Raw genomic sequence first — 22,710 nt, forward strand, 5'->3', positions numbered from 1 at the left:
TCGATGAACGAGCAGCAATTCAACGCACTGGTGGCGCTTGAGGAAGCGAAGCGAACGGGCCAGGCGGCTTGTGAGGTGCCGGCGGCGCAGGCCGCCTGGCTTGCCGAGCAGGGCTTTGTCGCTGACGGCGCAATCACCGATAGCGGCATTGAAGCGCTTGAGCCGTATCGCGCCAAGCGCGCGGTGTTTTTCGCCGCTGGCTTTGGTTCGCGCTTGGTGCCTATCACGCTGAACACGCCTAAGCCGCTTATCCGCGTGCACGGCGTTCGCATTATTCAGCGGCTTATCGATGCGGTGTGCGCGGCAGGCATCGACGAGATCTACGTGGTACGCGGCTACCTGCCGCACGAGTTTGATGTGTTGGCTCAGGAAAACCCCGGTATTCACTTCATTGATAACCCTCAATTTAACTGCACGAACAATATCTCGTCGGCCATTGCCTCGGCCGAGTATATGCGTGACGCTTATGTGTTCGAGTCTGACCTGCTGCTGCGCAACCCGAAGCTCATCACGCGTTATCAGTACGCTACGAACTATATTGGCGTGCCGGTTGAGCATACCGACGACTGGTGCTTGACGGTCGAAGACGGCCGCGCCGTGCACATTGCAAAGGGCGGCGACGATTGCTATCACATGTTCGGCATCTCGTATTGGACCGATGCGGACGGGCGCCGCTTGGCCGATTGCTTGGAAACGGTTTTCCAGCGCGATGATGGCAAGCAGATATTCTGGGATGATGTTGCCTTGAACTGGTATCCGGATGATTTCGATGTGCGTGTACGCGCTTGCACGTTCGATGACGTGCGGGAAATCGATACGTTCGCCGAATTGCAGGAAATCGACGAAGCCTACCGCTGCTAGTCGGGCGCATTAAGCTGAATATATACGAAATGCCAAAGCGTGCACCTCATGAAAGGGTGCACGCTTTTTGCAGGGTGTAATTTGGGCGCTGTGGTTCGTGTGCATGACTACCGACATGAACCTTGTGTGTTCAAACCCGCAAATCTAGACATGGCTATTGAACAACCCTTACAATCTCGCTTGAGATTGTAAGGGGAATGTCATGGGTTTATCAAAACGAGAATTCGCCGTGCTGCTGGCGCAAAGAAAGCCGAAGAGCTTGAGGCTGCCGACCTGGCTGCTGAAACGAAAGCGTAGTATATTTCAAGTCAATGAAGTTTTACGGGATGGCTGCGATGCTAAGCGTTGCAGCCATCCCTTTGTTTGCAATCATGCGTGTATCTTCGTGTATCGTCTGTTTATTTATGGAGCGATTCATCAATGAGCCGAACGACTTTGCTTGCCGTTGCGTCCCATGAAAATGCACGGGCTATATGATGGTTTACTTTGACGGAAGCTTCTTCTCTTTCTTTGGGGTTGCGAACGTAGTGAAGAATAGCTTCAGCTATGTCGTTCGGAGCTGTGCTGCTGACAATGGTTCCATAGCTGTCACCGGGGATGACTTCTTTTGCACCTGCGCAATTCGATACCACAATAGCGTTATTTTGACTTGCAGCTTCTAAAAGCACCGTGGGGAGCCCCTCCGGATATTCCGTTGGCAGGCAAAATATATCGCTGCTTGCAAACAAAGACGATATATCAGCAGGTGCTAAAGGTCCAACATAATAGACGCTATGTGAAGTTGCTTGCTTAACTTCTTGCTCCAAAGGTCCGTTCCCAGCTATGACGAGGGCAACATCATCCTCTGCTCCAGCAATCTGCTTCATTGCTGCAATGAGGTTCGTGACTCCCTTTTCGGGGACCAATCTTCCAACGTAGGAAACGATACACGTATCTTCTCCTATAGACAGCTTGGCTCTCCAGTCGATATTTGAATTGATCTGTTTGTATGCGTCAGCATCAATTGAATTCGGTATTACTCCATTTGCGTCAATTCGAAGCGATTTTAGCCAACGCACGCTTCCTTGCGAAACTCCATAATAGTTGGGTTTGAATAAATTTAGCAACGAGGTCATTGCTCGCTCCCAGATGCGAATTGCAAACCCGGCAATGCTGTCGGTTTTCGATAGAAAACCCGAACTGTGGTCAATGATGATGGGCTGAATTTTGTTACGTTTTGCGGTAAGGCACCCCATCAAGGATATTGGATAGTATCGTGTGTTTACGATTACTGCATCAAATGCCACTTCTTTTTGTGCTTGAAGTGCCCTTAAACAGCTAGGTGTTGGTTTTGGCAGCGGAAAGCGGTCTCCCATTATGGAGAATGAAGGAATCGTTATCAGTCTGGTTCCCGTGTTTGTAATTTGGTCACTAAAGGAAGACGCGGAAGTAAAGATAGTGACGCAATGACCTTGGCTTTGAAGTTTGTCGGCTAAGCTTTCCACGAAACGTTCTACGCCGCCAATGTGGGGGGCATAATATGCGGTGTAAAGGGCGATGTTGTATTTCATGTTAAGTCCTACTTCGATAGCGAATATTATTAAATTCCAGGCGTATTTCTGGCGATGTTTGCCATACTGGTTACTATGAGTTTCGCTTGCGGCTATCAACATTTTGATAGCCTTTGGTATGTATAATCAGTGATACTCAGGATATACGGCTAAAAGCATCGCAAGACTGAAGGCGAGGAAATCTACGAGTCCAACGATTCGGCGATTCTACTGTTCATCGTTTTGCGCTTTGAAATCCTCAAGTCGCTTTTGCAAAAGAGCCTGTTCCTGCACTAAGTTTTTAATTTTAATCGTTTGTCCGCTTACGATGACACTAAGGGAAAGACAGATTGCCATAAGAAGCAATAGCCCCATGAAGAAAATGAAATTTGAAGGGGTTTCGAAACCAAGCAGGGTGGACAGGCGATATATGGGAGTTGGGAAAATCGCGCAAATTGCCGCAATCACTGTTAACAGCATCCAAAGCAGCGAATATTTTAAAAGCATGCGGTTTTTTGCAACCAACGATATGACGTAGGCGAAAAAGGCAATCGCAGCAATTATCACAACAATCTGAAGCACGGAAATCATCTGATATCAACCACCTTGTTACTGGGCGCTCTTTGCCAGGCCGGTAATTGCAATCGCAATGGAGACTTTAACCATATAGTAGATGCTTGAAAGGCCCCCGATTGACGACTTGCCCCCTTGGCGTTCGTGCATTAAAACGGCCACATCCTTGATAGCAAGGCCATTTTTCAGTGCGAGAACGATAGACTCCGGTTCAGGATAGTCGATAGGGTAGGATTTGCTGAACAATTCTATAGCGGTTCGGCTGCATGCTCGAAAACCAGACGTAGGATCGGTGGCGGTTTTGCCGGTAAATAGCTTGATCCAGAAGGATAGCCAATTGATGCCAACGCGCCTGAGCCATGTTGAGCGAAAGTTTTCCCTGTCGTCCACAAACCTCGACCCGATGGCCAAGTCTGCTCCTTGTGAAATGGCGTCCACCAGGTCGGGGATGCAAGCCACGTCGTGCTGGCCATCTCCATCAAATTGGATATCGATATCGTATCCGTGCTCCAGGGCATACTTGTGGCCCGTTTGAACGCCTCCGCCAATTCCAAGATTTTGCGGAAGGGAGACCACGTTGATGCCGTTATCCTTGCAAAGCTGAAGGGTGCTATCGGTTGAACCATCGTTGATGACAACGTAGTCCCATCCGGCGTCTGAGACCGTCTTAGCAACCGTAACGATGGACTCTTCTTCGTTGTAGGCTGGTATCACGATCAGGACACGCGGCGCTTGATCTATGCGGTTAGAGGGCATTTCCATGATGCTTCTTTCATCGCTTAAGGGCTTATAGGGCCTCTGCTCTATTTTGCCTGCTGGACTGCCTTAATGAGCAGCCGTTTATCAATTCGGTTGAATTGATTGTCGTCTCCGACAAATACCAAGCGGTTGATGTCCCCGTTAAGCTCTTTGAGGTATTGGATAGCGAAAGCCATGCTGTCCAGGTTGGTCGAATCTACAAGCAGCATGGCGGCATCGTTCTCGATGGCGTAGCCTCCAATGTTGAACGAGTTGAATGGCTGCCATGTTGACGAGACTATAAGCGAACGAACGTTCTTTCCCTGTTGCTGCAAGGTGGGGATTATGTAGTCCGCATTGATTCGTTTGTTCGCCAACGATGCGTTGTCTTCGCAAATTCGTGTGCCGATAACTCCGCTATTATGAAGTCGCGTGAGCATTTCGTCTGGAAACGTTCGGTCGCTTCCAAGAAACAAAACCGAACTAAAATGGCCCGACGTAAGAACTTCCCAAGTTTCATTGTCGATTTGATCGTTCTCGTCAATATAAAAATACGGCGCCTTCTTCAGCGTCGAGTACGGCAAAAGCGACATTTGGTCGCCAAAGCAGCCGTCCCATGAAACGATGGCGCAATCACCCCATTGCTGAGGCTCTGCAGAGCGGTAGATATCAAGTGCTGCAGTTTGCGGTTCGGTCGACTGTGCGAATCGAATGTGCACATCATTAAAGTGCTGCTGAAGTTCAGCCAGGATACTGCTTTCGCGCTCGCTTGCCACGCCGGCAACAATAATGGTGCTAGGTTTCAGGCGCTGCAGCTCTTGCATGGTGGAGTCGGGGATATGGTCCGGCTTGATAAGCAGAAGCGGCGCATCATAAGCTGCTGCAAGCGCTGCTGCAGAGAAGCAAATCGACGGCAGCTCGGCAACCGATAGGACAACCGCATCACAACTCGGACGCTCGCAAAGCGCTGAAAGCTTTACGGCGGTACCGTAGCGGTCATCGCCAGCAATGGTGGTAGCGATCTGGTCGTCAACGGGCACCGGGCTAACAAGCGTGTCGTATACAATCGCTTCCGATTCGGCGCTTCCGATATGGCCTCCAAGCGCGCGGTACGCATCGCAGACTTCCGACGCGGATCCCATCATGCGCGCGTGGCCCTTTTCGATCCAGATTGCCTTGTTGCAAAGGCGCTCGATCTGGTCATTGTTGTGCGAAACAATCAAAACAGTCACATCGTGCTCTTTGATGAGGCTCATGATGCGCTGCTCGCATTTTTGCTGGAACATGAAGTCGCCAACGGAAAGAACCTCGTCCACAATCAGGACGTCGGGAACAATCACCGTTGCAATGGCGAAGGCTATTCTGGCCACCATGCCCGAAGAGTAATTCTTCATGGGCATGTCCAGGAATTTCTCGATTTCGGCGAACTCAACGATCTCATCGAAATGCTGATTGATGAATTTGCGCGAGTAGCCCAGCAACGCGCCGTTCAGATAGATGTTCTCGCGGGCCGTCAGCTCGAAGTCGAAACCAGCGCCGAGCTCAATTAGCGGCGCGATATTGCCGTTGACGTGGCAGGAGCCGCTGCTGGGTTCAAGGACGCCGGCGATGATTTTGAGCATGGTCGACTTTCCGGAACCGTTGGTTCCCAGAATGCCGAACACGTCGCCCTTGCGCACCGTGAACGATACGTCGTCGATAGCTCGAAATTCCTTAAACATAAGCTCGCGCTTGGCGAAGGCCACAGCATATTCTTTCAGGCTATTCAGTTGCTCGCTGGCCATGTTGAACACCATGGATACATGGTCGACGTCGATCATCACGGGTCGCGTGTCGATGACGCTGCTTTGATCGGTATGGCTGGCAAGTGGGGAAGTGTTTACGATTTCGGTCATGATATAAGCCGCCTAAACGTAGAGAATGAATTTCTTCTCGGACTTTTTAAATACAAGCAAGCCGATGGCGAAAGTGATAAGCGCCATACCAAAGCAGATCAGGTTTTCCTGTAGGTCGGGCGTGCAGTTATACATGGCGATATCGCGGAAATACGTCACGTAGTGGTACATGGGGTTGAAGAATTCAGCTTGCTGCATCCAATCGGGTAATAGGCTAACGGGATAGAACAGAGGGGTTGCGTACGTCCATGCGGTGATTACGACGCCCCACAGGTGGCACACGTCTCGGAAGAAGACGGCTAGCGCCGAAAGCAGCATGCCGAGTCCGCTGCAAAACAGCAGCATATAGATAAGAAGCAGGGGCAGCGCGAAAAGGTTCACCGTCGGGGCGATGCGGAAGAAGGCCATAACCAGAACAACCGCAATAAGCGAGATGGCGAAGTTTACAAGCTGGAACAGCACTTTTTCGATAGGGAAGATAAGCTTTGCGATGCGAATCTTCTTGATAAGCGGAGCAGATTCGAGAATCGACGTCATTGCGCTGGTCGTCGAGTCGGTCATAAGGGCAAACAACACGTTTCCCAAGATAAGGTACATGGGGAAGTTCGCAACGTCGCCGAACTTCAGGACGTTCGTGAAGACCGCGGCAAGGACGCACATCATTAGCAGCGGGTTCAGAACCGACCACAGCACGCCAAGAACGCTTCGGCGGTATTTCAGCTTGAAGTCTTTTGAAACAAGGGAAGTGATGGTGAACCAATTGCGGTGCAGCTGGCTCTTCTTTAAGGCTTCGATCATTGCATTCCTTGTGTACGTCGAATACGAGTTGCTCATCTTTTCGTTTGCAACAACCGCTCATGATATCGTAAACGCGATAGCTGTTGGTGGATGTATCATGAATTGATAGGTGGGGTTGAGTGCTTGGTGTCCTGTTGCGTGCTGCCGACGCGGGGCTTATGGATTCGAGTGGTTATTGATTCCTGCTTTAAGCGCGCTATTTGGCGTTTGGTAGGTATGCGGTTTGGCTGAAAGTGATTAGGTCGTTCTCGTGATTGACTTGCTCATTTGATGAAGGTTTTACTTAGCAAGAAGGCTTTCGGCAAACCTGATTGCTCTCGGTCTGTTTTCGCATATTATCAATTCAGCTAATCAATGGACGGATGTAGTGAAATGAAAGGGCTGGGTTATTAGTAAATGTGGGGGCTGTTCTTTCTGTGCGCCTTAGTTATATTGCTGTTGCTGTACGTGCCGGGCTTCTTTCTTGTTCGGTCTTTCTCGCATGACTCTTTGATGTCTCTTGCGATTTCCCCAATCTTTTCCATTTCTTTGTATGTGATTGCAGGGGTTTTGCTTGGACTTTTGGGCATCTTTGCCGAGTGGTGGATGATTGCTCTTCCTATTGCAGTTTTGACAATTGGCTGTTTTGGCATCTCGCATTTCCCGAGAAGGAAAGAGGCTTCGATTTATCGCAATAGCAAGACCGGTAATGATTGGCTTGCGCTTGCTTTGTATGTCGTTGTCGGAGTCGTTATCGTAGGATTATTGTTCGTCAGGGATTTAAATGGGCCTGACTCTTTCGCTCAGCTGTACGATAACGCTTCTCATCTAAACACTATTCGTTATATGGTTGAGAATGGAAACTATTCTATTCTCTATACGAGTTTGTATTCTGTTGAGGAGATATCGTCCGGAATCGCTCCAACCGTGTCGAACGGTTCATTTTATCCTGCGGGTTGGCATGTAGTGACCGCACTTGGGTCGGCAATCTCGGGAGCAAGCGCTCCTATTACTGAGAACGCTTCATTGTTCGTTTTCATGGGGATAGTGTTTCCTGCGTCAATGGCTTTGTTGATGCTGAAAACATTTTCGGATCGTTTGATTGTTTTGCTCGGGTCGTTCATTACCCTCTCGTTCTCTGCATTCCCTTGGGGATTCTTGACGTTCGGGCCTTTGTATTCAAATCTTGCGGCTTATGCCGTCACTCCCTTAGCTGTTTGCTCGGTGGCTTCCGTTTTCTCCGTCGACCAATCGAAAGCGGGTCGCTTGAGGTGGGGTATAGCGTTTCTCGCTGCATGCTTTGCTTTTTTTGCGCTGCAGCCCAACGCTGTTTTTACCGTGATTGTTCTTGCGGCTCCACTTTGTGCTGCGAACCTCATGGGGTCGCTGAGTTTGGCGGGCGTGAGCAAAAGGCGTTCGGGATTGATTTGCGCGTCAGTGGTGCTGATTCTCGCTTTGGCGTGGATAGTTGCGTGGCGCCTTCCGTTTTTTGAGGGTATAGTGACCTATCCCTGGCCTCCTTTCGAAGGGCGTTTGCAGGCTCTCATTGGCGCTCTCGATTTGTCTTTACGCGCTTATCCTAGCCAGTTGTTGCTTGCCGGACTCGTTTTGATCGGTGCCATCTGGTCGTTGTTCAAAAAGAAATATCGGGCTTTAACGGTATCGTATGCGATTTGCATCGTAATGTTCGTGCTTTGCGCTAGCTCGGATGGTCCTCTTAGGAGCTTGCTTGTTGGGTTTTGGTACAACGATGCCTATCGCATAGCTGCGTTGGTGGCACTTTCTTCAATTCCTCTTGCTTCAATGGGCATGTATGTGGTGTTCCGGGCTGTCGTTGCCCTTGGGACGAAATTGAAGATTTCGAAACCAATTGTCTGCACTGTCGGATGTCTGGTCGTTTTATTCGGGGTGTGCTTTATCTATCGCCCATCGAGCATGATTGGCATCGGCGATGACGAGCCTGCGTTTGAGGTGGTGGATAGCAAATTGATTTGGCTGTCTGCTGAAGACGTGCGTCGTTATACGGTTGAAGAGTCCGATTTCGTGAATAACGCGCTAGATCTTGCAAAAGACGATCCGGGCGGCATTGTTAACATTCCCTACGATGGAAGCGTGTTCTCGTATGGGTCGAATGGCGCTAACGTTATGTTTCGCAGCTATATGACGGCGGGTGCAAGTTCTGAAAAGCCGGAAAGCGTTCTAGTGCGTGAACATCTAGACGAAATTAGCGACAATGAATCCGTTAAAAATGCGGCTGCCGCTCTGAATGCAAAATATGTCCTTCAGCTTGATGCGGGCGGTATTGGCGCTTCGTCATCGAGTTTGGACGATGGTGTCGCCGATGCTGAAACATATAAAGGTATCACTTCGATCAACGAAGACACTCTCGGGTTTTCTTTATTGGCTTCAGAAGGCGATATGCGTTTTTATAAAATCGATGGTTAGCTCAACAGTGTCGTACGCAACCGTACGTTCTTGCATTCTGGGATAGTCGTTTATTGACGTTATCCGAGCGTATCGTAATAGGATGGTTCGACTCGAGAGGATAGATAGCTATGGGTTTGTTGCACGATGCGATTAGTCGTTTTGTTCCGCCTTCGTCGCGCTCCTTTCATGCATTGTTCTCAGAAGTGCTTGATCTCCGAAATGATGTCAGGGTTCTCAATGATGAAGTTTGGAAGCTTCGTGAGCAGAATATGGATTTGCAAAAGCTCTGCAGTGAATTGGGTGACTTGGTTTCGGCATCGACGTCTTCGTTAAAGGATGATTTTGACGCTCATGACACGCATGCAAAAATGATGCTATGGAATATCATGCAAGAAGATGGGGAATCGCTCGAATCGACAAAAAGAAGGTTTTTCGGAACCCTTCCTGAGGCTGAGGGTGATTTGCGATTGCTCCAACAGGGGAATTCGCGTCTCCTTTTCGAATTCGATTCATTTTGCAGGGAGCACAACGTCCAATACTGGCTTATGTTTGGCACATTGCTTGGTGCGGTCCGCCACGGTGGTTTTATTCCTTGGGATGATGATCTGGACGTTGGCATGATGCGCGGGGATATTCAAAAATTAATCCACGTTACAAAAGCCAGTGATAAATATCGCATCAGCAGTGCGTTTGACTGGCATGCGCATTGTTGGCAGCTCCGTTTTATGTACCGTGATATCGACAACCCTTGTTTCATCGATTTGTTCATTTTTGATTACTCCAAACGATATGGCGCTGAGGTGTTTGGCGATTTGCTTTCCTTGAGGCAATCAATGATAGACGAGATGAACTCAGCGGATAAGCTTGCTTTCTGGAACCGTGATAATCCAATTCTGGACGCTAATGACAAAAGCTCGCTTTCGGAGGATGTTTGGGACGTCTTCCGCTCTTATCGGGCAAAGGCGGAGAGCATAAACATTACTAGCGCATCCTGCGAGGATTGTTCTGGCATCACTTTTTCTATCGAGAATTATTGCGATAGCAACGATGGAATTTTGTCCTACGACATAAAGGATATCTTTCCTGTAGAACGTTTACCGTTTGCGGGCGCTGCCGTTTCAGTGCCTCGAGATTATCTGGGGATTCTATCTAGGTATTACGGTGATATATGGAGCTTGCCGAAGGATATTCATTCGCATTATAGTCATGTGCCAAGCGGCGCTCTTGCAAAAGAGGAGACGAAAGCCGCTATAACGAGACAACTGCGCGAGCATTAAGGCTTGACGGGCTTTTGTTTCCGCAAACGGCCTTTGAATTTGCAGGCTGTGCCGGCAGGAGAATGCGCAAGCGATTGGCGATGCGAGCATGCTGTCAAGTGCATAAGTAGCCGAGCGATTGTGCTTATATTTAAATTGCGGCAATCGCTCGGTGCGAGAGTTGCTTAATGGTTGCACGATGACGCTGCGTTGGTGAGGCTAACCAGCGCAGCGTCATTGCTATGCGGCGTTGTTGTCTTGCTTGGGCAAGAAGCGCTTGAACAATCGGTCGAATAGCTTTTTCGTGAACTCGATGATGGTCGAGTCAATCAAGAATGCGGCGATAGTTGAAGCTACAAATACAAATAGCGTGATGCTGATGAACATCAGAAAAGACGTTGCACCAGGTAAAATCGGCAGCGTGTTTTTGAGCGGGATGAGGATCATCATATGTACAAGGTAAATGCTAAATGAGTGTTTTGCGATGAACGATACGAGTTTAGAGGGCTTCATCTTGTCGCCGAGGAACAAAAGCAGCGCGTAAACGCCCAAAGCTAAAATCGTGTAAATCGGGGAAACGTCAGTAATGTTTGAAGTCATGCCTGCGTTCATCAGAAGCACAGTTGCGATCAGGCAGAGAGGCGAGACTGCGGCGAGTATTCGTTTGTTTCGATGGGTAAAGAAGTCCTCGATATATTGACCCAGGCAAAATGCGAACGAAAAACCTGAAAAGAGGTATCCCCATCGAAAGCTGTAGCCAGCGTTTTCGGCAACAATGGTCAAGAGGTTAAAGGCTAGGCCTATTGTAAGGAACGTCTTTTGTTCGAACTTTGTTAGTTTTGCAAACGCATGGGCTAAGAAAGGCGCAACTAGGATGCATCCCATAAGCGAGAAAACAAACCAATATTCCGTGCTTGCAAATCCATACGAGGAGTTCTTAATAAAGTATTTTGCGAATTCCGATACCGAAATCGAGGGATAAAGGTCGTAAAACGATCTGATGAGGAAGAAGATAAGAATGGGCAAAACGATATTGCGAATTTTGTTGTAATAAAACTTTTTCACGCCTGCATCATCGGTTCTTTCACGAAGATTGAATTTTCCCGACAAGAGGAAAAACAGCACGTTGCCGGTGAGGAACAACGCTTGTAGAGCCCAGTAAATCCATAGGCAGGCCGTGCTGCTTTGGTCGACGAAATAGAGCGAGTGGACGGCGACAACGAAGAAAATTGCCACCGTTCTTACGAAATCGTATTTGTATAAGCGCATGTTGCTCCTTTGGCGTTTGCTATTTGTGATGCAGACGTATGATACTATCAATTGTTCTTTGAGGATGGGCGTACGCTAAGGAGAAAGTTCATGTCCGAACCGTTGGTTTCTCTTCTGGTTCCAATTTATAACGTCGAGAAGTATTTGCGTCAGTGTTTGGACTCTGCGCGGAATCAGACGCTTGAAGACATTGAGGTAATCTGCATCAACGATGGTTCGACAGACTCTTCGCCAAGCATTATTCGGGAATATATGGCGGAAGATCCCCGTTTTCGAATGATCGATAAACCGAATTCCGGCTACGGCGCTTCGATGAACAAGGGTCTTGATGCCGCTCAAGGCAAGTATATTGCCATCCTTGAATCTGATGACTACTTTGAGCTTGATGCGCTGGAGAAACTGTATCAAGCCGCAGAAACTCATGACGCCGAAGTGGTAAAAGCTAATTTTTGGTTCTATTGGTCGAAGCCTGAAGAACGTAATGAATCGTTTGAGCTCGTGACAAGCGATATGGCGGGGCATCTCGTGAACCCTCAGATCGAAACGGAGATCTTCTATCTCAAGCCGTCAATTTGGTCCGCTCTGTATCGAAGGGATTTCCTGAAAGATAACGGCATTCGCTTCTTGGAGACGCCCGGTGCCTCTTTCCAGGATTCTAGCTTCAATTTTAAAGTTTGGGCTACCGCAACGAAGGCGTATTACATTCAGGACGAAATCCTCCATTACCGGCAGGACAACGAATCTTCGTCTATCAATTCGCCGTCAAAAGTATATTGCGTTTGCGATGAGTACGCCGAGATGGATCGATTCCTTGCGAGCCACCCCGAAAAGGCATCGCTTAAAGCTGTTGAAGAAAAAATGAAATACGACACGTACATGTGGAATTACGAGCGCTTGACGGAACCGCTGCGCAGGCAGTTCATCGTTCGATTTGCCGAAGAGTTTCAGAGAGACATCGAATCGCAGTATGTTGACCTGGATATCTTTGATCCATGGAAAAAGGATGACCTGGCTGTCATGCTCACTGACCCGATATTGTTTCATGCTCAGCGTGAATCTCCGGAAGAAGAAGGCTATGGAAAGAAGTTGGTGCGGTTTTACCACATCGGCGGCCCCTCGCTCGTCTTACGTGCTCTTTGGCGGAAAATAAGGAGATAAAGGGAGTTCTCATGCCTTTGATTTCAATTGTAATTCCCGTTTATAACGTCGAACGTTACGTATCCCTGTGCCTCGATTCTTTGCGCGCTCAAACGTTTTCGGACATCGAGATTATTTGCGTTGTCGATGGTGCCCTGGATCGCTCCGAATCGGTGGTCAGGATGCACGAGGCGCTTGATGAGCGCGTTCGCGTTATCAGCAAAGAGAACGGTGGCGTGTCCTCGGCCCGCAACGCGGGCATTCGTGCAGCTAGCGGCAAGTACATCATGTTCGTTGATCCCGATGATTGCCTAGACAAGAATGCTTGCAAGGTTGTTTTCGACACCTTCCAAAAGACCGATGCCGAAGTTGTAACTTTTGGTGCTCAGTGCCTTCCGGCGTTTGATGGCAATGTTTGGCTTGCGAAATGCTTGAGTACTCGCGATGTCGTGTATGACGGATTTGATCCGGCTCTGTTGTTCGAGGAGAATTCGCATCCTTATATTTGGCGATCTGCCGTTAAGAAGGAATTGCTGTTAAGAGAATCGATATTCTTTAACGAAGCCATTCGATTCGGCGAAGACGAGGTATTCCATTTCCTGCTCTATCCGCTCTCGAAAAAGACGGTGCTGATCTCTGATTGCCTGTATTACTATCGCGTTATACGTGACGACTCATTAATGTCGTCCGTTGCGCACGATAGGATACTGAAGGTTAAGAGGCACCTGAAGATTGCTTCGGCGATTTTTGCCGACTGGAAGCAGCGTGGGCTGCTTGATAAGTACCCTGAACATATGCTCGATTGGTTGCTGGAGTTCGTTCTGTTCGATATTCATTGCGTTCAGATTTTTGAGGATCGCGAGGGTTGCGGCCTGCGTGATGAATTGAACGAGGCTTCGGATGCCCTGCTAACGTTGATTTTCGATGTGGCTCCAGAGCTGCGTGATGCTGGAATGTCTATGGGCGGAATAGACGCAAAAATCGTCTTATCGATGCAAGAGTCTCGCGAAAAAGGCGCTTCGTGGTGTTGCACTAAAGAGCTAGCTGATGGGTTCGCTAAACGTTTGGCTGGTTCAAAGGCTTATTACAAGCAAAAGCTTGGTGATCGCTTAGCAGCTTTCAAGCGGGCTTTGAAGGGCGTGCTGCCGCTTCCTGCTTCAAGCATGCAGGAGTATATGATGGAGAATGTTGAGCGCGAGAGGATTGAGCGCGAGCTTTCTGATTCTCTGCAGTTGCTCCAGATCGAATACGACAGCAAGTTTGGTTTGAAAGCTGCCGGCTTCGAGGGTCGATAGCGCTTAGGTTGATGGGGGAGCAATTCAAAGTGTCCACTCCAAAAGTTTCGATTCTGGTTCCGGTTTATAACGTGGAGCGGTTTTTGCCGCAGTGCCTGGATGCGCTTTGCGGGCAAACGTTGCGTGACATCGAGATTATCTGCATCAACGATGGTGCGACGGATGGCTCGCCGGCTATCCTGCATGACTATGCCGCCCGCGATGCGCGCGTGCGCGTGATCGACAAGGCTAACTCTGGGTACGGCGCGTCGCTGAACATGGGTCTGTCCCAGGCGGCGGGCGAGTACGTCGGCATCGTCGAGCCCGACGATTTTCCTGACCGTCGCATGTTCAAGAAGCTGCTGAAGGCTGCTGAGTGCACGGGCGCCGACGCGGTGAAGTGCAACTACTACAACTACTTCGACGGCGCCGATCATCTGGTGGAAAACTTTGCCGGCCTGCCGTATAGGCGCCCGTTCGATTCCGTCGACCAGCCTCGCGTCGTGTGCACCATCCCGTCCATCTGGACGGGCCTGTACCGCAAGTCGTTCCTGGAGCGTGAGGGTATCGCCCTGCGCGAAACGCCCGGCGCCGCATTCCAGGACGCGGGCTTCAGCCTGAAGGTGTGGTTTGCCGCCCGCACATGCGCGCTGGTCAAAAAGCCGCTGCTGCATTACCGTATGGACAACCCTGGCTCGTCGTCGAAGACCACCGACAAGGTGTTCACGGTGTGCGACGAAGTGGCCGACGCCGAGGCGTTCCTTCGCCGCCGCCCTGAGCGCGCGGCGGTGTTGCTGCCGTGGCTTGCGGTTGACAAGTGGGGGAAGTACCGCTGGAACTACGAGCGCATCTCGCAAAGCGAGCACGTGGCCTTCGCGCAGCGCGTGGCTGCTGAATACCAGGCAGCAAACGCTGCGGGCGAGCTGGACTTTTCCCTGTTCACGCCCGATGACGCGGCTCTGCTGCAGCAGCTTCTTCGCGATGGTGCTGAGGCGTTTGCGGCGGCGCATCCGGACTCGTTCTAAGGACGGCCACTCGTGAGATTCTCCATTGTTGTTGCCGCATACAACGTCGAACGCTACATCGGCGAATGCCTGGAATCGCTCAAAAGCCAGTCGTTCGGCGATTTTGAGTGCATCGTGGTCAACGATTGCTCGCAAGACGGCACGCTTGACGCCATCGGCCGCGCTATCGCTTGCGATGATCGCTTCACCGTGCTGACCTTAGAGCGCAACTCCGGCCTGTCCGCCGCGCGCAACGCGGGCATGGCCGCGGCCGCCGGCGAGTTCATCATGTTCCTGGATGGTGACGATTACTATGCCCCCGAAGCGCTTGAGCGCCTGGACGCGCGCATTACGGCGGACAACCTGGACATGCTGTACTTCGGCGCGGCGTCGTTCTACGAAAGCCGCAAGCTTCGCAGGGAGCACTACGAGAACCAAGAAGTGCGCGAAAGCGTTGGGGGCGTGCATTGCGGCCCCGACATGTACGTGCTGATGGAGCGCACGAAGGCGTTTCGCCCCTCCGCCTGCCTATACACTGTCCGCAAAGCGCTGCTTGACACCTGTGGCCTGCGCTTTCTTGACGGCATCCTGCACGAGGACGTGCTGTTCCAGATGCAGCTTATCCCACATCCGCAGCGCGTGGCGTTTCTGAACGAGCCGCTGTACCAGCGCCGCATGCGCGAAGGCTCCATCATGACCACGCGGCCGACCATGCGCAACGTCCACGGCTTGGCGGTAACGGCGCAACGAATGCAAGAATGGCTGGCGGCACACGCTGGCGAATACTCGCGTGAATTCTGCGAAGCTTACGCATGGCGGACGTCCGACACGCGCGAGGTGGCGGCTCGCTATCTTCGTGAGATCGATGAAGCGGACGTGGCTGCGTATCGCAAGGGGCTTTCCACCGAAGAGCTCGCGGCGTTCGACATGCACGTGCTGGGCCTGTGGCGCAGCATGGGGCATGTGTACGACGAGTACGAAACGTCGCACGCATACCGCATCGGCCACGCACTTATCGCCATCCCGCAGAAAATCCGCAAGCTGGTGGAGCTTCCGCAGGCTAAGCCGGGGGAGTAACGTCGCTGCGCGCTTTACCACTCGCTTGGCTTCGGGTGGCGTTCCCTCCATGCGGCCAGCGCTTTCTGCGCGGGGTTCATGAAGTCCCAGAACTTGTAGGCGCCGTAGGGCAGCGCGTCAAGCCGACCGAGCGGACCGTTGTCGCGCGCATCTGCATCAAGCCAGGTCATAAGCGTGGCGTAGCGCTGCATGCTGCGGGGATACCCCGCAAAAAACGATGCCGGATGCTCCTTAAGCTCCAGCGCCTCGAGCGCCCCATTGTGCAACGTGCGCGCCATCATGCGGCGCGTGCCTTCGTCGGGCATGGTCTCGATATTCCACAGCGTCCAGTCGAACGCCCAGCTCAGGTAATCCCTTTGCAGCTTTTCCCACGTGCCATCGGGCCGCTCCCGCAAAAACGCCTTCACGCGGCAAATGGCGTCGTAGAAGGCAAGCGGCGCCCGTTCGCGCGAACTTGACACCGTGCTGCCGCGCCCCATGCGGTGGTCCACTAGCACCCGGTTTGCCACGGCAAGGCGCTTCGCCAGCACCAGCGCCTGGTACGTGAACACCATGTCCTCGCTGTTGGGAAGGTCTTCAGGAAACGAAAGCCCGCGCTCGCGCACGAACTCGGTGCGGTACAGCTTGTCCCACGGCCAGCCCATGAAGGCGGCGAAGATGTTGCCGTCCATGCCGCGCCATCCGTCAAACGCGCCTCCGGCGGGAAGCTGGCTTTGCTTGAGGGCCCACAACGGATGGGTCAGCGCGCCGGTGGCGTCGTCCATTTCCTGCATGTCGCAGATGGCAATGTCGGCGCCGCCGTCTACAGCTGCGCGGTGCAGGGCCTCAACCATGTCGGGATGGAACACGTCGTCGCCGTCCAGAATCATGAAGTAGGCCGCGCGCACTTCCTGCATGCCCTTGTTGCGTGCGCCGCCGGCGCCAAGCCCGCCTGTGGAAATAACGGAGAAGCGCGCGTGACGTGCAGCGAAGTCTTGCGCAATCGCCGCGGTGCCGTCGGTCGACCCGTCTTCCACCACAACAACGCGCAGCGACTCGAACGTCTGGCGTTCAAGTGATTCAAGGCACGCGCCGATGCAGGATTCCATGTTGTGCGCGGTAACAATGACGTCAACGGCTGCGTTGTGAAGCTGTGCGCACAATTGCCTCGCTCCTTTCAAGAATGCAAGCGTTCGTGACGTTTGCCGATGGTGTTCGAATGCTCCTCGGTGGCGGATGCGTTGAGGAATCGTAAGGTTTACTTTAAAGTATAATAAAATGTATTTGCATAATACCGGTTCTCTGCATGGAAAGGGGCAAGGTCCCAACTTGTGGCTTTTGTTCAAGTTGCCATAGTGTTTAGCGTGGCGTTTATCGTCACGTACTGCGCCGTGCCGCTATCTCGCAGGATAGCCGTCGCGCTTGGCGCTATCGACCAGCCCGGATATCGCCGCGTCAACCGGGGCCCTGTGCCGCGCTGCGGCGGCATCGCACTGTACCTGGGGCTTTGCGCCGCATTTCTTGCCGCCTACATCGGGCTGGTGTTCTTCGATTGGCAACTCAACGACTTGTACACGCTCAGCGGCATCAACTACATCGGGTTGTTCCTGGGCATCAGCGCCATGTTCGCCGTCGGGCTTGTTGACGACGTCACGCAGCTGCCGCCGAAACTGAAGTTCCTGGGCCAGGTTGTCTCCGCGTGCATCGTTGCCGCTTCGGGCGTGTCCATCGGCATGGTGCACACCATGTTTGCGCAGACCGGCGGCTATGTGAGCTTGGGATGGCTTGACTTCCCGCTTACCGTTGCGTACCTGGTCGTGTTCGTGAACATCACGAACCTCATCGACGGCCTCGACGGCCTTGCGGCCGGCATCGTCGCCATCGCTTGCTCCAGCTTGCTGTTCCTCGTGTGGCAGCGCGGCAGCGTCACCATGGCCCTGGTGTGCCTGGCGGTCATCGGCGTGTGCCTGGCGTTTCTTCGCTACAACTTCTTCCCGGCATCGGTGTTCATGGGCGATTGCGGCAGCCATCTGCTGGGACTTATGGTCGGCGTCATCTCGGTTTCGGGCGTGGTGCGCGCGCAGGGCTTCGTGGTCATGCTGGTGCCGCTGGTCATCGCCGGCGTTCCCGTGCTGGACACCATGTCCGCCGTTGTCCGCCGCCTGCGCAACCACGAGCGCATCGATCACGCCGACTTCGGCCACATCCACCATCGCCTTATGCGTGCGGGCTTAAGCCAGAAGCGCTCTGTTGCCCTGCTGTGGCTGTGCTCCGCGTGCCTTGCGGTGGCGGGGTGCCTCATCGGCAGCTTCTCGGGCCTGGTGCAAATCGGCATCATCGCGCTGCTGGCCGTTGCGTTGTTCGCGATCATTTGGTACTTCGGCCTGTTCAAGCCGGTGCTGAGGCACCACTACGACAATAAGGGCAGGTCGGGCCCTCGTTTGCCGCATAGCCAGGGAAAGCAGGTGAAGTAGCCGATGGCAGCTGGAGCTCACGGTATCAGCGAAGACGACAAGCGCAGGTCAACGCGCATGGCTGCGCGCGCTTTTGTGGGCGTTGCGGTGTTCGCCGCTGCGTTCATTGCGGTGTGCTTGGGCATCGGCGCGCTGGCCGGCCCGCGGCAGGTTGCCGACACCGTGCAGCTGTCGGCGGTTGAGCAGCAAGACCCGTTCTACGTGCTGCTGATCGGCTCCGACTCCCGTAAGGGCACGGCGTTGTACACGGGCAAGGCGTCCGATCATGCTCAGGTCGACCAGCATTCCGACGTCATCACGCTTGTGCGCGTTGACCCCGCAAGCTACCAAATCATGCTGGTAACGGTGCCGCGCGACACAGTTCTGCCTGGTGAAAGCAGCAAAATCAACGATACGCTTGTCAACGGCGACCCCATGGAAACCGTCAACGCGGTCCAGCGGCTCACGGGCGTCGAAATCGACTACTACATGATGACCACGTTCACCGAGTTCGAAAACTTCATCGATGCCTTAGGCGGCGTGACGGTCGACGTCCCCGCCACGGTGAAAGTGCCCGACCCCTCAACGGCCGAGGACGTCACCGTGCAGAAGGGGCAAAACCGCCACCTCGACGGCTCGGAAACGCTGGTGTTCGCGCGCGCCCGCAAGGAATATGCCGACAACCAAGACGCCGTGCGCCAGGCGAACGTCCGCCAAATCGAGGCCGCCATTTTCCGCAACGTGCTGAACATGCCCAATGAAAGCGATATCGACCAGGCGCTGGTCAGCCTGAAGCGCAACACCTCCACGAACCTTGATATGAGCAAGGTGGGGTACCTGGCCGTCGATTTCGCCCTGCATAAAGACGACGTGACGCTGTACTCGTGCACGGGGCCGTATACGGGCGACGTGAACAGCAGCGGGTTGTGGGTGGTCGACCAGAATTCGCAGGCCTGGGAAGACCTTATGGCCGCGGTGGATTCCGGCAGCGACCCCTCTGGCATCGTTGAGGGCCCCGCTATGCCGTAGCAGCACATGCGCTGCGCATGGCTATGGTAATATCAGTGGTTGCTAACAGGGCGTTTTGAATGGAGAACTGTGTGAGCACGCTCGGAACAATACTGAAGGACAACTGGGAGTGGCGAAAGCAAATCGCCCGCCTTGCCTTGTTCGAACTGGTGAAGAAAAGCCGCGGCGCGGTGCTGTCGTGGTCGTGGTTCTTCATCAAGCCCGCCATGTACATCTTCTGCTTCTGGTTTGCGCTTGACATCGGCTTGCGCGTTGGCAGCGGCGCGGCAGACGCCGGCGCGCCGCCGTACATCTTGTGGCTGTGCGCGGGCCTGATCCCGTGGTTCTTCATGCAGGACATGCTTGGCGCCGGCATCGACGTCATGCATCGCTACCCGTACCTGGTCAACAAGATCAAGTTCCCGCTCAGCGGCATCTCCACCATCTACACCGGCGCCACCATGCTTGTGCAGCTTATGCTGATGGTTGCCCTGTTCATAATCTACGCGGCGTGCGGCATGCAGTTCGACGTGTATTTGCTTCAAGTGCCCGTTTTGCTGCTGCTGATGTTCGTGTTCTGGGACATCGTGTCCATCATGTTCAGCCAGCTGTCGGCCATCAGCAAAGACGTGAAGAACCTGATGAACGCCATGTCCACGCCTTTCTTCTGGCTATCGGGCGTCATTTTCGACGTGAAAAGCGTTCCGGTGGACTGGATTCAAACCATTCTGTATTTCAATCCCATCACGTTTTTCGTCACCTCGTTTCGCGGGGCGTTTTACGACAAGGTGTGGTTCTGGGAGGACCCCACGCTGTGCGCAGGCTTTGCGCTGGTGTTCGTGGTGACGCTTGTTTTGGCGCTGTTCGTGTACAAGAAGTTCAACGAGGAGGTGGCCGATGTCCTCTAACGACCAGCAGAAAACGTTGGGCGACGCGAAGGCGAAGCACAAAACCAGCGTCAGCGACGAGGTGGTCATCCGCTTCGATCACGTGACGAAAACGTACAACCTGTACAAAAACGACCGCGGCCGCTTCCTGGGCATCTTCAACTACAAGAAGAAGGGCACGTTTCTGGGCAGCGTCAACGCCAGCGACGACCTTTCGTTCGAGGTGAAGAAGGGCGAAGCGGTGGCGTTTTTGGGCTGCAACGGCGCCGGGAAAAGCACGGCGCTGAAGATGGTCACGGGCGTCACACATCCCACAACGGGCAATGTCGAGGTCAAAGGCCGCGTCAGCGCGCTGCTGGAGCTCACCGCGGGTTTCGACATGCAGCTGACGGGACGCGAGAACATATCGCTGCGCGGTCAGATTCTGGGCCTGAAGCGCAACGAGATCAAAGAGCTTGAGCCGAAGATCATCGAGTTCGCCGAACTTGGCCTGTACATCGACCAGCCTATGCGCACGTACTCGAGCGGCATGAAGGCGCGCCTGGGCTTTGCGTTCGCGGTGGCCATCGACCCGGAAATCCTGGTGGTCGACGAGGCGCTTTCCGTTGGCGACCGCGCGTTTCAGCGCAAGTGCATCGCCCGCATCCGCGAGATCATGATGGACGAGAACGTCACGGTGCTGTTCGTCACGCACACCAGCTCCACGGCGAAGGAATTCTGCAGCCGCGGCATCGTGCTTGACCACGGCAAGAAAGTGTTCGACGACACCATCGAAGCTGCAACGGCCTATTACGAGAAGAACTACTAAGGAGCGAAGCGCATGGAAAGCGGACGCAACGTGTACGCGGCAATTCTTGCTGGCGGGTCGGGAACGCGCATGGGCAACCCCGAAAAGCCCAAGCAGTTCCTGATGCTGGGGTCGAAGCCCATCATCGCGCACACCGTCGAGAAGTTCTGCGCCGAAGGCGTTTTCGAGCGCGTGCTGGTGCTGTGCCCTGAATCGTGGATTCAGAAAACGCAGGACCTCCTGCGCCGCTATTGTCCCGATTGCTGCCAAGATGTTGCGGTCATTGCCGGAGGGTCTACCAGAAACGACACCGTGCGCAACGCCATCTCCTATCTGTGCGAAAACCATGCTGTGGACGATAGCAGCATCATCGTCACGCACGACGCCGTCAGGCCGTTCGTGTCCCATCGCATTATTGAAGAGAACATCCAGGCCGCAATCGACTGCGGAGCTTGCGACACCGTTGTACCCGCAACCGACACCATCGTGCAAAGCGCTGACGGCAAGGTCATCTCGTCCATTCCCGACAGAAGCCAGCTGTATCAAGGGCAAACGCCGCAGTCGTTCAAGCTGCTTGAGCTCAAAGCGCTTATGGAAAGCCTTTCGCCTGATGAAGAAGCTGTTTTGACGGATGCGTGCAAAATCTACACGCTGCGCGGCAAAGCGGTTGCCCTTGTGCGCGGCGACGTTTCGAACATGAAGATCACGTACCCGCAAGATTTGCGCGTGGCAACGGCTTTGATGGGAAGCTGCCGTGCTTAGCTGTGCCTATCGCCTCACCGCGCCGCGTGTTTTCGAGCCGGTTCAGCTGGAGTTGAACGCATCGGCGGGCGTGGTGGTGCGTCCCACGTATCTTTCCGTGTGCAATGCCGACATCCGCTACTACCAGGGGTCGCGCTCGCCGCAGGTGCTTGCCAAGAAGCTGCCCATGGCGCTCATCCACGAGGGCATCGGCGTGGTGGTGAAGGACGCAACGGGCACGTTTGCTCGCGGCTCGCGCGTGGTCATGGTGCCGAACGCGCCCTGCGAGACCAGCGATTACATTGCGGAAAACTACCTGCGCAGCAGCAAGTTCTGCGGCAGCGGCTTCGACGGATTCATGCAGGAGCTTGTGGTGCTGCCGCCCGAACGCGTGGTTGCCTTGCCCGATTCCATTCCCAACGAAGTCGCAGCGTTCACCGAGCTGGTAAGCGTTGCCGCCCATGCCGTGAACCGATTCGATTCCATCGCGCACGAAAAGCGCGACCGCATCGGTGTATGGGGCGACGGCAACCTGGGGTTCATCGTTTCGCTTATCCTGAAGATGCGCTATCCACAAGCGCAGATTTGCGTGTATGGGCGAAACGAGTATAAGCTGAACGACTTCACGTTCGCCGACGAAACGCACCTGACCTACGATGCGCCGGGCGAGTGCACGTGCGATCACGCCTTCGAATGCTGCGGCGGCGACGGGTCGGTGGCTGCCATCGAGCAGATCATCGGCGCGGTAAGGCCCGAGGCAACCGTTTCGTTGCTGGGCGTGTCGGAAAACCCCGTGCCGGTGAACACGCGCATGGTGCTTGAAAAGGGCCTGCGCCTGTTCGGCAGCAGTCGCAGCGGTCGCGCGGATTTCGTCAGCGTTGTGGAAATGTACAAGCAGCATCCCGACATGGCAAGGTATCTGGAGTCGCTTATCGGCGGCGTTTTCCCCGTACGCTCCATTGCCGACATGTGCACTGCGTTCGAGGCGGATTTGCGCAAGAGCGCTGGGAAAACCATCATGAAGTGGGACATGTAGGC

At 53.5% G+C, this 22,710-nt stretch carries 21 protein-coding genes; 14 read left to right on the forward strand and 7 right to left on the reverse strand.

Annotation, left to right across the window (positions count from 1 at the left end):
• The first annotated feature begins 3 nt into the window (after positions 1–3).
• Both ACWI6D_RS00825 and ACWI6D_RS00830 read left to right on the forward strand, forming a co-directional pair.
• Positions 4–861, forward strand: a complete 858-nt coding sequence (locus ACWI6D_RS00825) for an NTP transferase domain-containing protein (protein WP_449133308.1) — start codon at positions 4–6, stop codon at positions 859–861.
• A gap of 202 nt (positions 862–1,063) precedes the next feature.
• Positions 1,064–1,285 carry a hypothetical protein gene (locus ACWI6D_RS00830; protein ID WP_449133309.1) on the forward strand — a complete coding sequence of 74 codons (222 nt, stop codon included), beginning with the start codon at positions 1,064–1,066 and terminating at the stop codon, positions 1,283–1,285.
• Here ACWI6D_RS00830 and ACWI6D_RS00835 read toward each other — a convergent pair.
• The 5 genes from ACWI6D_RS00835 to ACWI6D_RS00855 all read right to left on the reverse strand — a co-directional run bounded on the left by ACWI6D_RS00835 (position 1,260) and on the right by ACWI6D_RS00855 (position 6,394).
• Positions 1,260–2,411, reverse strand: a complete 1,152-nt coding sequence (locus tag ACWI6D_RS00835) for a glycosyltransferase family 4 protein (protein ID WP_449133310.1) — start codon at positions 2,409–2,411, stop codon at positions 1,260–1,262. The genes ACWI6D_RS00830 and ACWI6D_RS00835 overlap by 26 nt on opposite strands.
• A gap of 207 nt (positions 2,412–2,618) precedes the next feature.
• The gene (locus ACWI6D_RS00840; RefSeq protein WP_201738744.1) at positions 2,619–2,981 is read right to left on the reverse strand and encodes a DUF2304 domain-containing protein; all 363 of its coding nucleotides are present in this window, start codon (positions 2,979–2,981) and stop codon (positions 2,619–2,621) included.
• 18 nt (positions 2,982–2,999) lie between these two features.
• Positions 3,000–3,725: a glycosyltransferase family 2 protein gene (locus ACWI6D_RS00845; protein ID WP_449133311.1), complete on the reverse strand. Its 726-nt coding sequence runs from the start codon at positions 3,723–3,725 to the stop codon at positions 3,000–3,002.
• A 41-nt stretch (positions 3,726–3,766) separates the two neighbouring features.
• Entirely contained in the window at positions 3,767–5,596 is a 1,830-nt protein-coding gene (locus ACWI6D_RS00850) for an ABC transporter ATP-binding protein (RefSeq protein WP_449133312.1), read from the reverse strand.
• A 12-nt stretch (positions 5,597–5,608) separates the two neighbouring features.
• On the reverse strand, positions 5,609–6,394 hold the full coding sequence (locus ACWI6D_RS00855) for an ABC transporter permease (protein ID WP_449133313.1): 786 nt from the start codon (positions 6,392–6,394) through the stop codon (positions 5,609–5,611).
• A 396-nt stretch (positions 6,395–6,790) separates the two neighbouring features.
• Here ACWI6D_RS00855 and ACWI6D_RS00860 point away from each other — a divergent pair, with 396 nt between their 5' ends.
• Together ACWI6D_RS00860 and ACWI6D_RS00865 are read left to right on the forward strand one after the other, a co-directional pair.
• On the forward strand, positions 6,791–8,818 hold the full coding sequence (locus ACWI6D_RS00860; protein WP_449133314.1) for a DUF6541 family protein: 2,028 nt from the start codon (positions 6,791–6,793) through the stop codon (positions 8,816–8,818).
• Positions 8,819–8,928: 110 nt separating this feature from the next.
• Entirely contained in the window at positions 8,929–10,077 is a 1,149-nt protein-coding gene (locus tag ACWI6D_RS00865; RefSeq protein WP_449133315.1) for a LicD family protein, read from the forward strand.
• A gap of 219 nt (positions 10,078–10,296) precedes the next feature.
• On the opposite strand, the gene ACWI6D_RS00870 is transcribed toward ACWI6D_RS00865, so the two are convergent.
• Positions 10,297–11,325, reverse strand: a complete 1,029-nt coding sequence (locus tag ACWI6D_RS00870) for an acyltransferase (RefSeq protein ID WP_449133316.1) — start codon at positions 11,323–11,325, stop codon at positions 10,297–10,299.
• Between the two features lie 90 nt (positions 11,326–11,415).
• On the opposite strand from ACWI6D_RS00870, the gene ACWI6D_RS00875 reads away from it, so the two are divergent.
• From ACWI6D_RS00875 to ACWI6D_RS00890, 4 genes are read left to right on the forward strand one after another with little or no spacing between them, the layout of a single operon-like run.
• A complete protein-coding gene (locus tag ACWI6D_RS00875; RefSeq protein WP_449133317.1) occupies positions 11,416–12,483 on the forward strand; it encodes a glycosyltransferase family 2 protein in 1,068 nt (355 codons plus the stop codon).
• Positions 12,484–12,494: 11 nt separating this feature from the next.
• Positions 12,495–13,757: a glycosyltransferase family 2 protein gene (locus tag ACWI6D_RS00880; protein ID WP_449133318.1), complete on the forward strand. Its 1,263-nt coding sequence runs from the start codon at positions 12,495–12,497 to the stop codon at positions 13,755–13,757.
• A 29-nt stretch (positions 13,758–13,786) separates the two neighbouring features.
• A complete protein-coding gene (locus ACWI6D_RS00885; protein WP_449133319.1) occupies positions 13,787–14,761 on the forward strand; it encodes a glycosyltransferase in 975 nt (324 codons plus the stop codon).
• Between the two features lie 12 nt (positions 14,762–14,773).
• Positions 14,774–15,817: a glycosyltransferase family 2 protein gene (locus ACWI6D_RS00890; RefSeq protein WP_449133320.1), complete on the forward strand. Its 1,044-nt coding sequence runs from the start codon at positions 14,774–14,776 to the stop codon at positions 15,815–15,817.
• A gap of 14 nt (positions 15,818–15,831) precedes the next feature.
• Here the strand turns inward: ACWI6D_RS00890 and ACWI6D_RS00895 are convergent, their stop codons facing one another.
• A complete protein-coding gene (locus tag ACWI6D_RS00895) occupies positions 15,832–16,959 on the reverse strand; it encodes a glycosyltransferase family 2 protein (RefSeq protein ID WP_449133321.1) in 1,128 nt (375 codons plus the stop codon).
• A 168-nt stretch (positions 16,960–17,127) separates the two neighbouring features.
• On the opposite strand from ACWI6D_RS00895, the gene ACWI6D_RS00900 reads away from it, so the two are divergent.
• From ACWI6D_RS00900 to ACWI6D_RS00925, 6 genes are all read left to right on the forward strand, one after another.
• Positions 17,128–18,270 (forward strand): glycosyltransferase family 4 protein, encoded by a 1,143-nt coding sequence (locus ACWI6D_RS00900; RefSeq protein WP_449133322.1) that lies wholly within the window; start codon positions 17,128–17,130, stop codon positions 18,268–18,270.
• 3 nt (positions 18,271–18,273) lie between these two features.
• Positions 18,274–19,278: an LCP family protein gene (locus ACWI6D_RS00905; RefSeq protein ID WP_303250573.1), complete on the forward strand. Its 1,005-nt coding sequence runs from the start codon at positions 18,274–18,276 to the stop codon at positions 19,276–19,278.
• Positions 19,279–19,349: 71 nt separating this feature from the next.
• Positions 19,350–20,165, forward strand: a complete 816-nt coding sequence (locus tag ACWI6D_RS00910) for an ABC transporter permease (protein WP_449133323.1) — start codon at positions 19,350–19,352, stop codon at positions 20,163–20,165.
• Positions 20,155–20,952, forward strand: a complete 798-nt coding sequence (locus ACWI6D_RS00915) for an ABC transporter ATP-binding protein (protein WP_129424984.1) — start codon at positions 20,155–20,157, stop codon at positions 20,950–20,952. The genes ACWI6D_RS00910 and ACWI6D_RS00915 overlap by 11 nt, the downstream gene beginning before the upstream one ends.
• 12 nt (positions 20,953–20,964) lie before the next feature.
• Complete coding sequence (locus ACWI6D_RS00920; RefSeq protein WP_302717636.1) at positions 20,965–21,693, forward strand: IspD/TarI family cytidylyltransferase; 729 nt, start codon at positions 20,965–20,967, stop codon at positions 21,691–21,693.
• Complete coding sequence (locus ACWI6D_RS00925) at positions 21,686–22,708, forward strand: ribitol-5-phosphate dehydrogenase (RefSeq protein WP_449133324.1); 1,023 nt, start codon at positions 21,686–21,688, stop codon at positions 22,706–22,708. Before ACWI6D_RS00920 ends, ACWI6D_RS00925 begins: the two co-directional genes overlap by 8 nt.
• Positions 22,709–22,710: the final 2 nt, after the last annotated feature.

It is taken from the genome of Senegalimassilia sp. (assembly GCF_977052095.1).

Coding starts and splice junctions, on each gene's coding strand:
- ACWI6D_RS00920 (WP_302717636.1), top strand. CDS start 20,965: ATGGAAAGCGGACGCAACGTGTACGCGGCAATTCTTGCTGGCGGGTCG.
- ACWI6D_RS00875 (WP_449133317.1), top strand. CDS start 11,416: ATGTCCGAACCGTTGGTTTCTCTTCTGGTTCCAATTTATAACGTCGAG.
- ACWI6D_RS00880 (WP_449133318.1), top strand. CDS start 12,495: ATGCCTTTGATTTCAATTGTAATTCCCGTTTATAACGTCGAACGTTAC.
- ACWI6D_RS00860 (WP_449133314.1), top strand. CDS start 6,791: ATGTGGGGGCTGTTCTTTCTGTGCGCCTTAGTTATATTGCTGTTGCTG.
- ACWI6D_RS00830 (WP_449133309.1), top strand. CDS start 1,064: ATGGGTTTATCAAAACGAGAATTCGCCGTGCTGCTGGCGCAAAGAAAG.
- ACWI6D_RS00865 (WP_449133315.1), top strand. CDS start 8,929: ATGGGTTTGTTGCACGATGCGATTAGTCGTTTTGTTCCGCCTTCGTCG.
- ACWI6D_RS00870 (WP_449133316.1), bottom strand. CDS start 11,325: ATGCGCTTATACAAATACGATTTCGTAAGAACGGTGGCAATTTTCTTC.
- ACWI6D_RS00855 (WP_449133313.1), bottom strand. CDS start 6,394: ATGATCGAAGCCTTAAAGAAGAGCCAGCTGCACCGCAATTGGTTCACC.
- ACWI6D_RS00840 (WP_201738744.1), bottom strand. CDS start 2,981: ATGATTTCCGTGCTTCAGATTGTTGTGATAATTGCTGCGATTGCCTTT.
- ACWI6D_RS00825 (WP_449133308.1), top strand. CDS start 4: ATGAACGAGCAGCAATTCAACGCACTGGTGGCGCTTGAGGAAGCGAAG.
- ACWI6D_RS00850 (WP_449133312.1), bottom strand. CDS start 5,596: ATGACCGAAATCGTAAACACTTCCCCACTTGCCAGCCATACCGATCAA.
- ACWI6D_RS00905 (WP_303250573.1), top strand. CDS start 18,274: ATGGCAGCTGGAGCTCACGGTATCAGCGAAGACGACAAGCGCAGGTCA.
- ACWI6D_RS00845 (WP_449133311.1), bottom strand. CDS start 3,725: ATGGAAATGCCCTCTAACCGCATAGATCAAGCGCCGCGTGTCCTGATC.
- ACWI6D_RS00915 (WP_129424984.1), top strand. CDS start 20,155: ATGTCCTCTAACGACCAGCAGAAAACGTTGGGCGACGCGAAGGCGAAG.
- ACWI6D_RS00835 (WP_449133310.1), bottom strand. CDS start 2,411: ATGAAATACAACATCGCCCTTTACACCGCATATTATGCCCCCCACATT.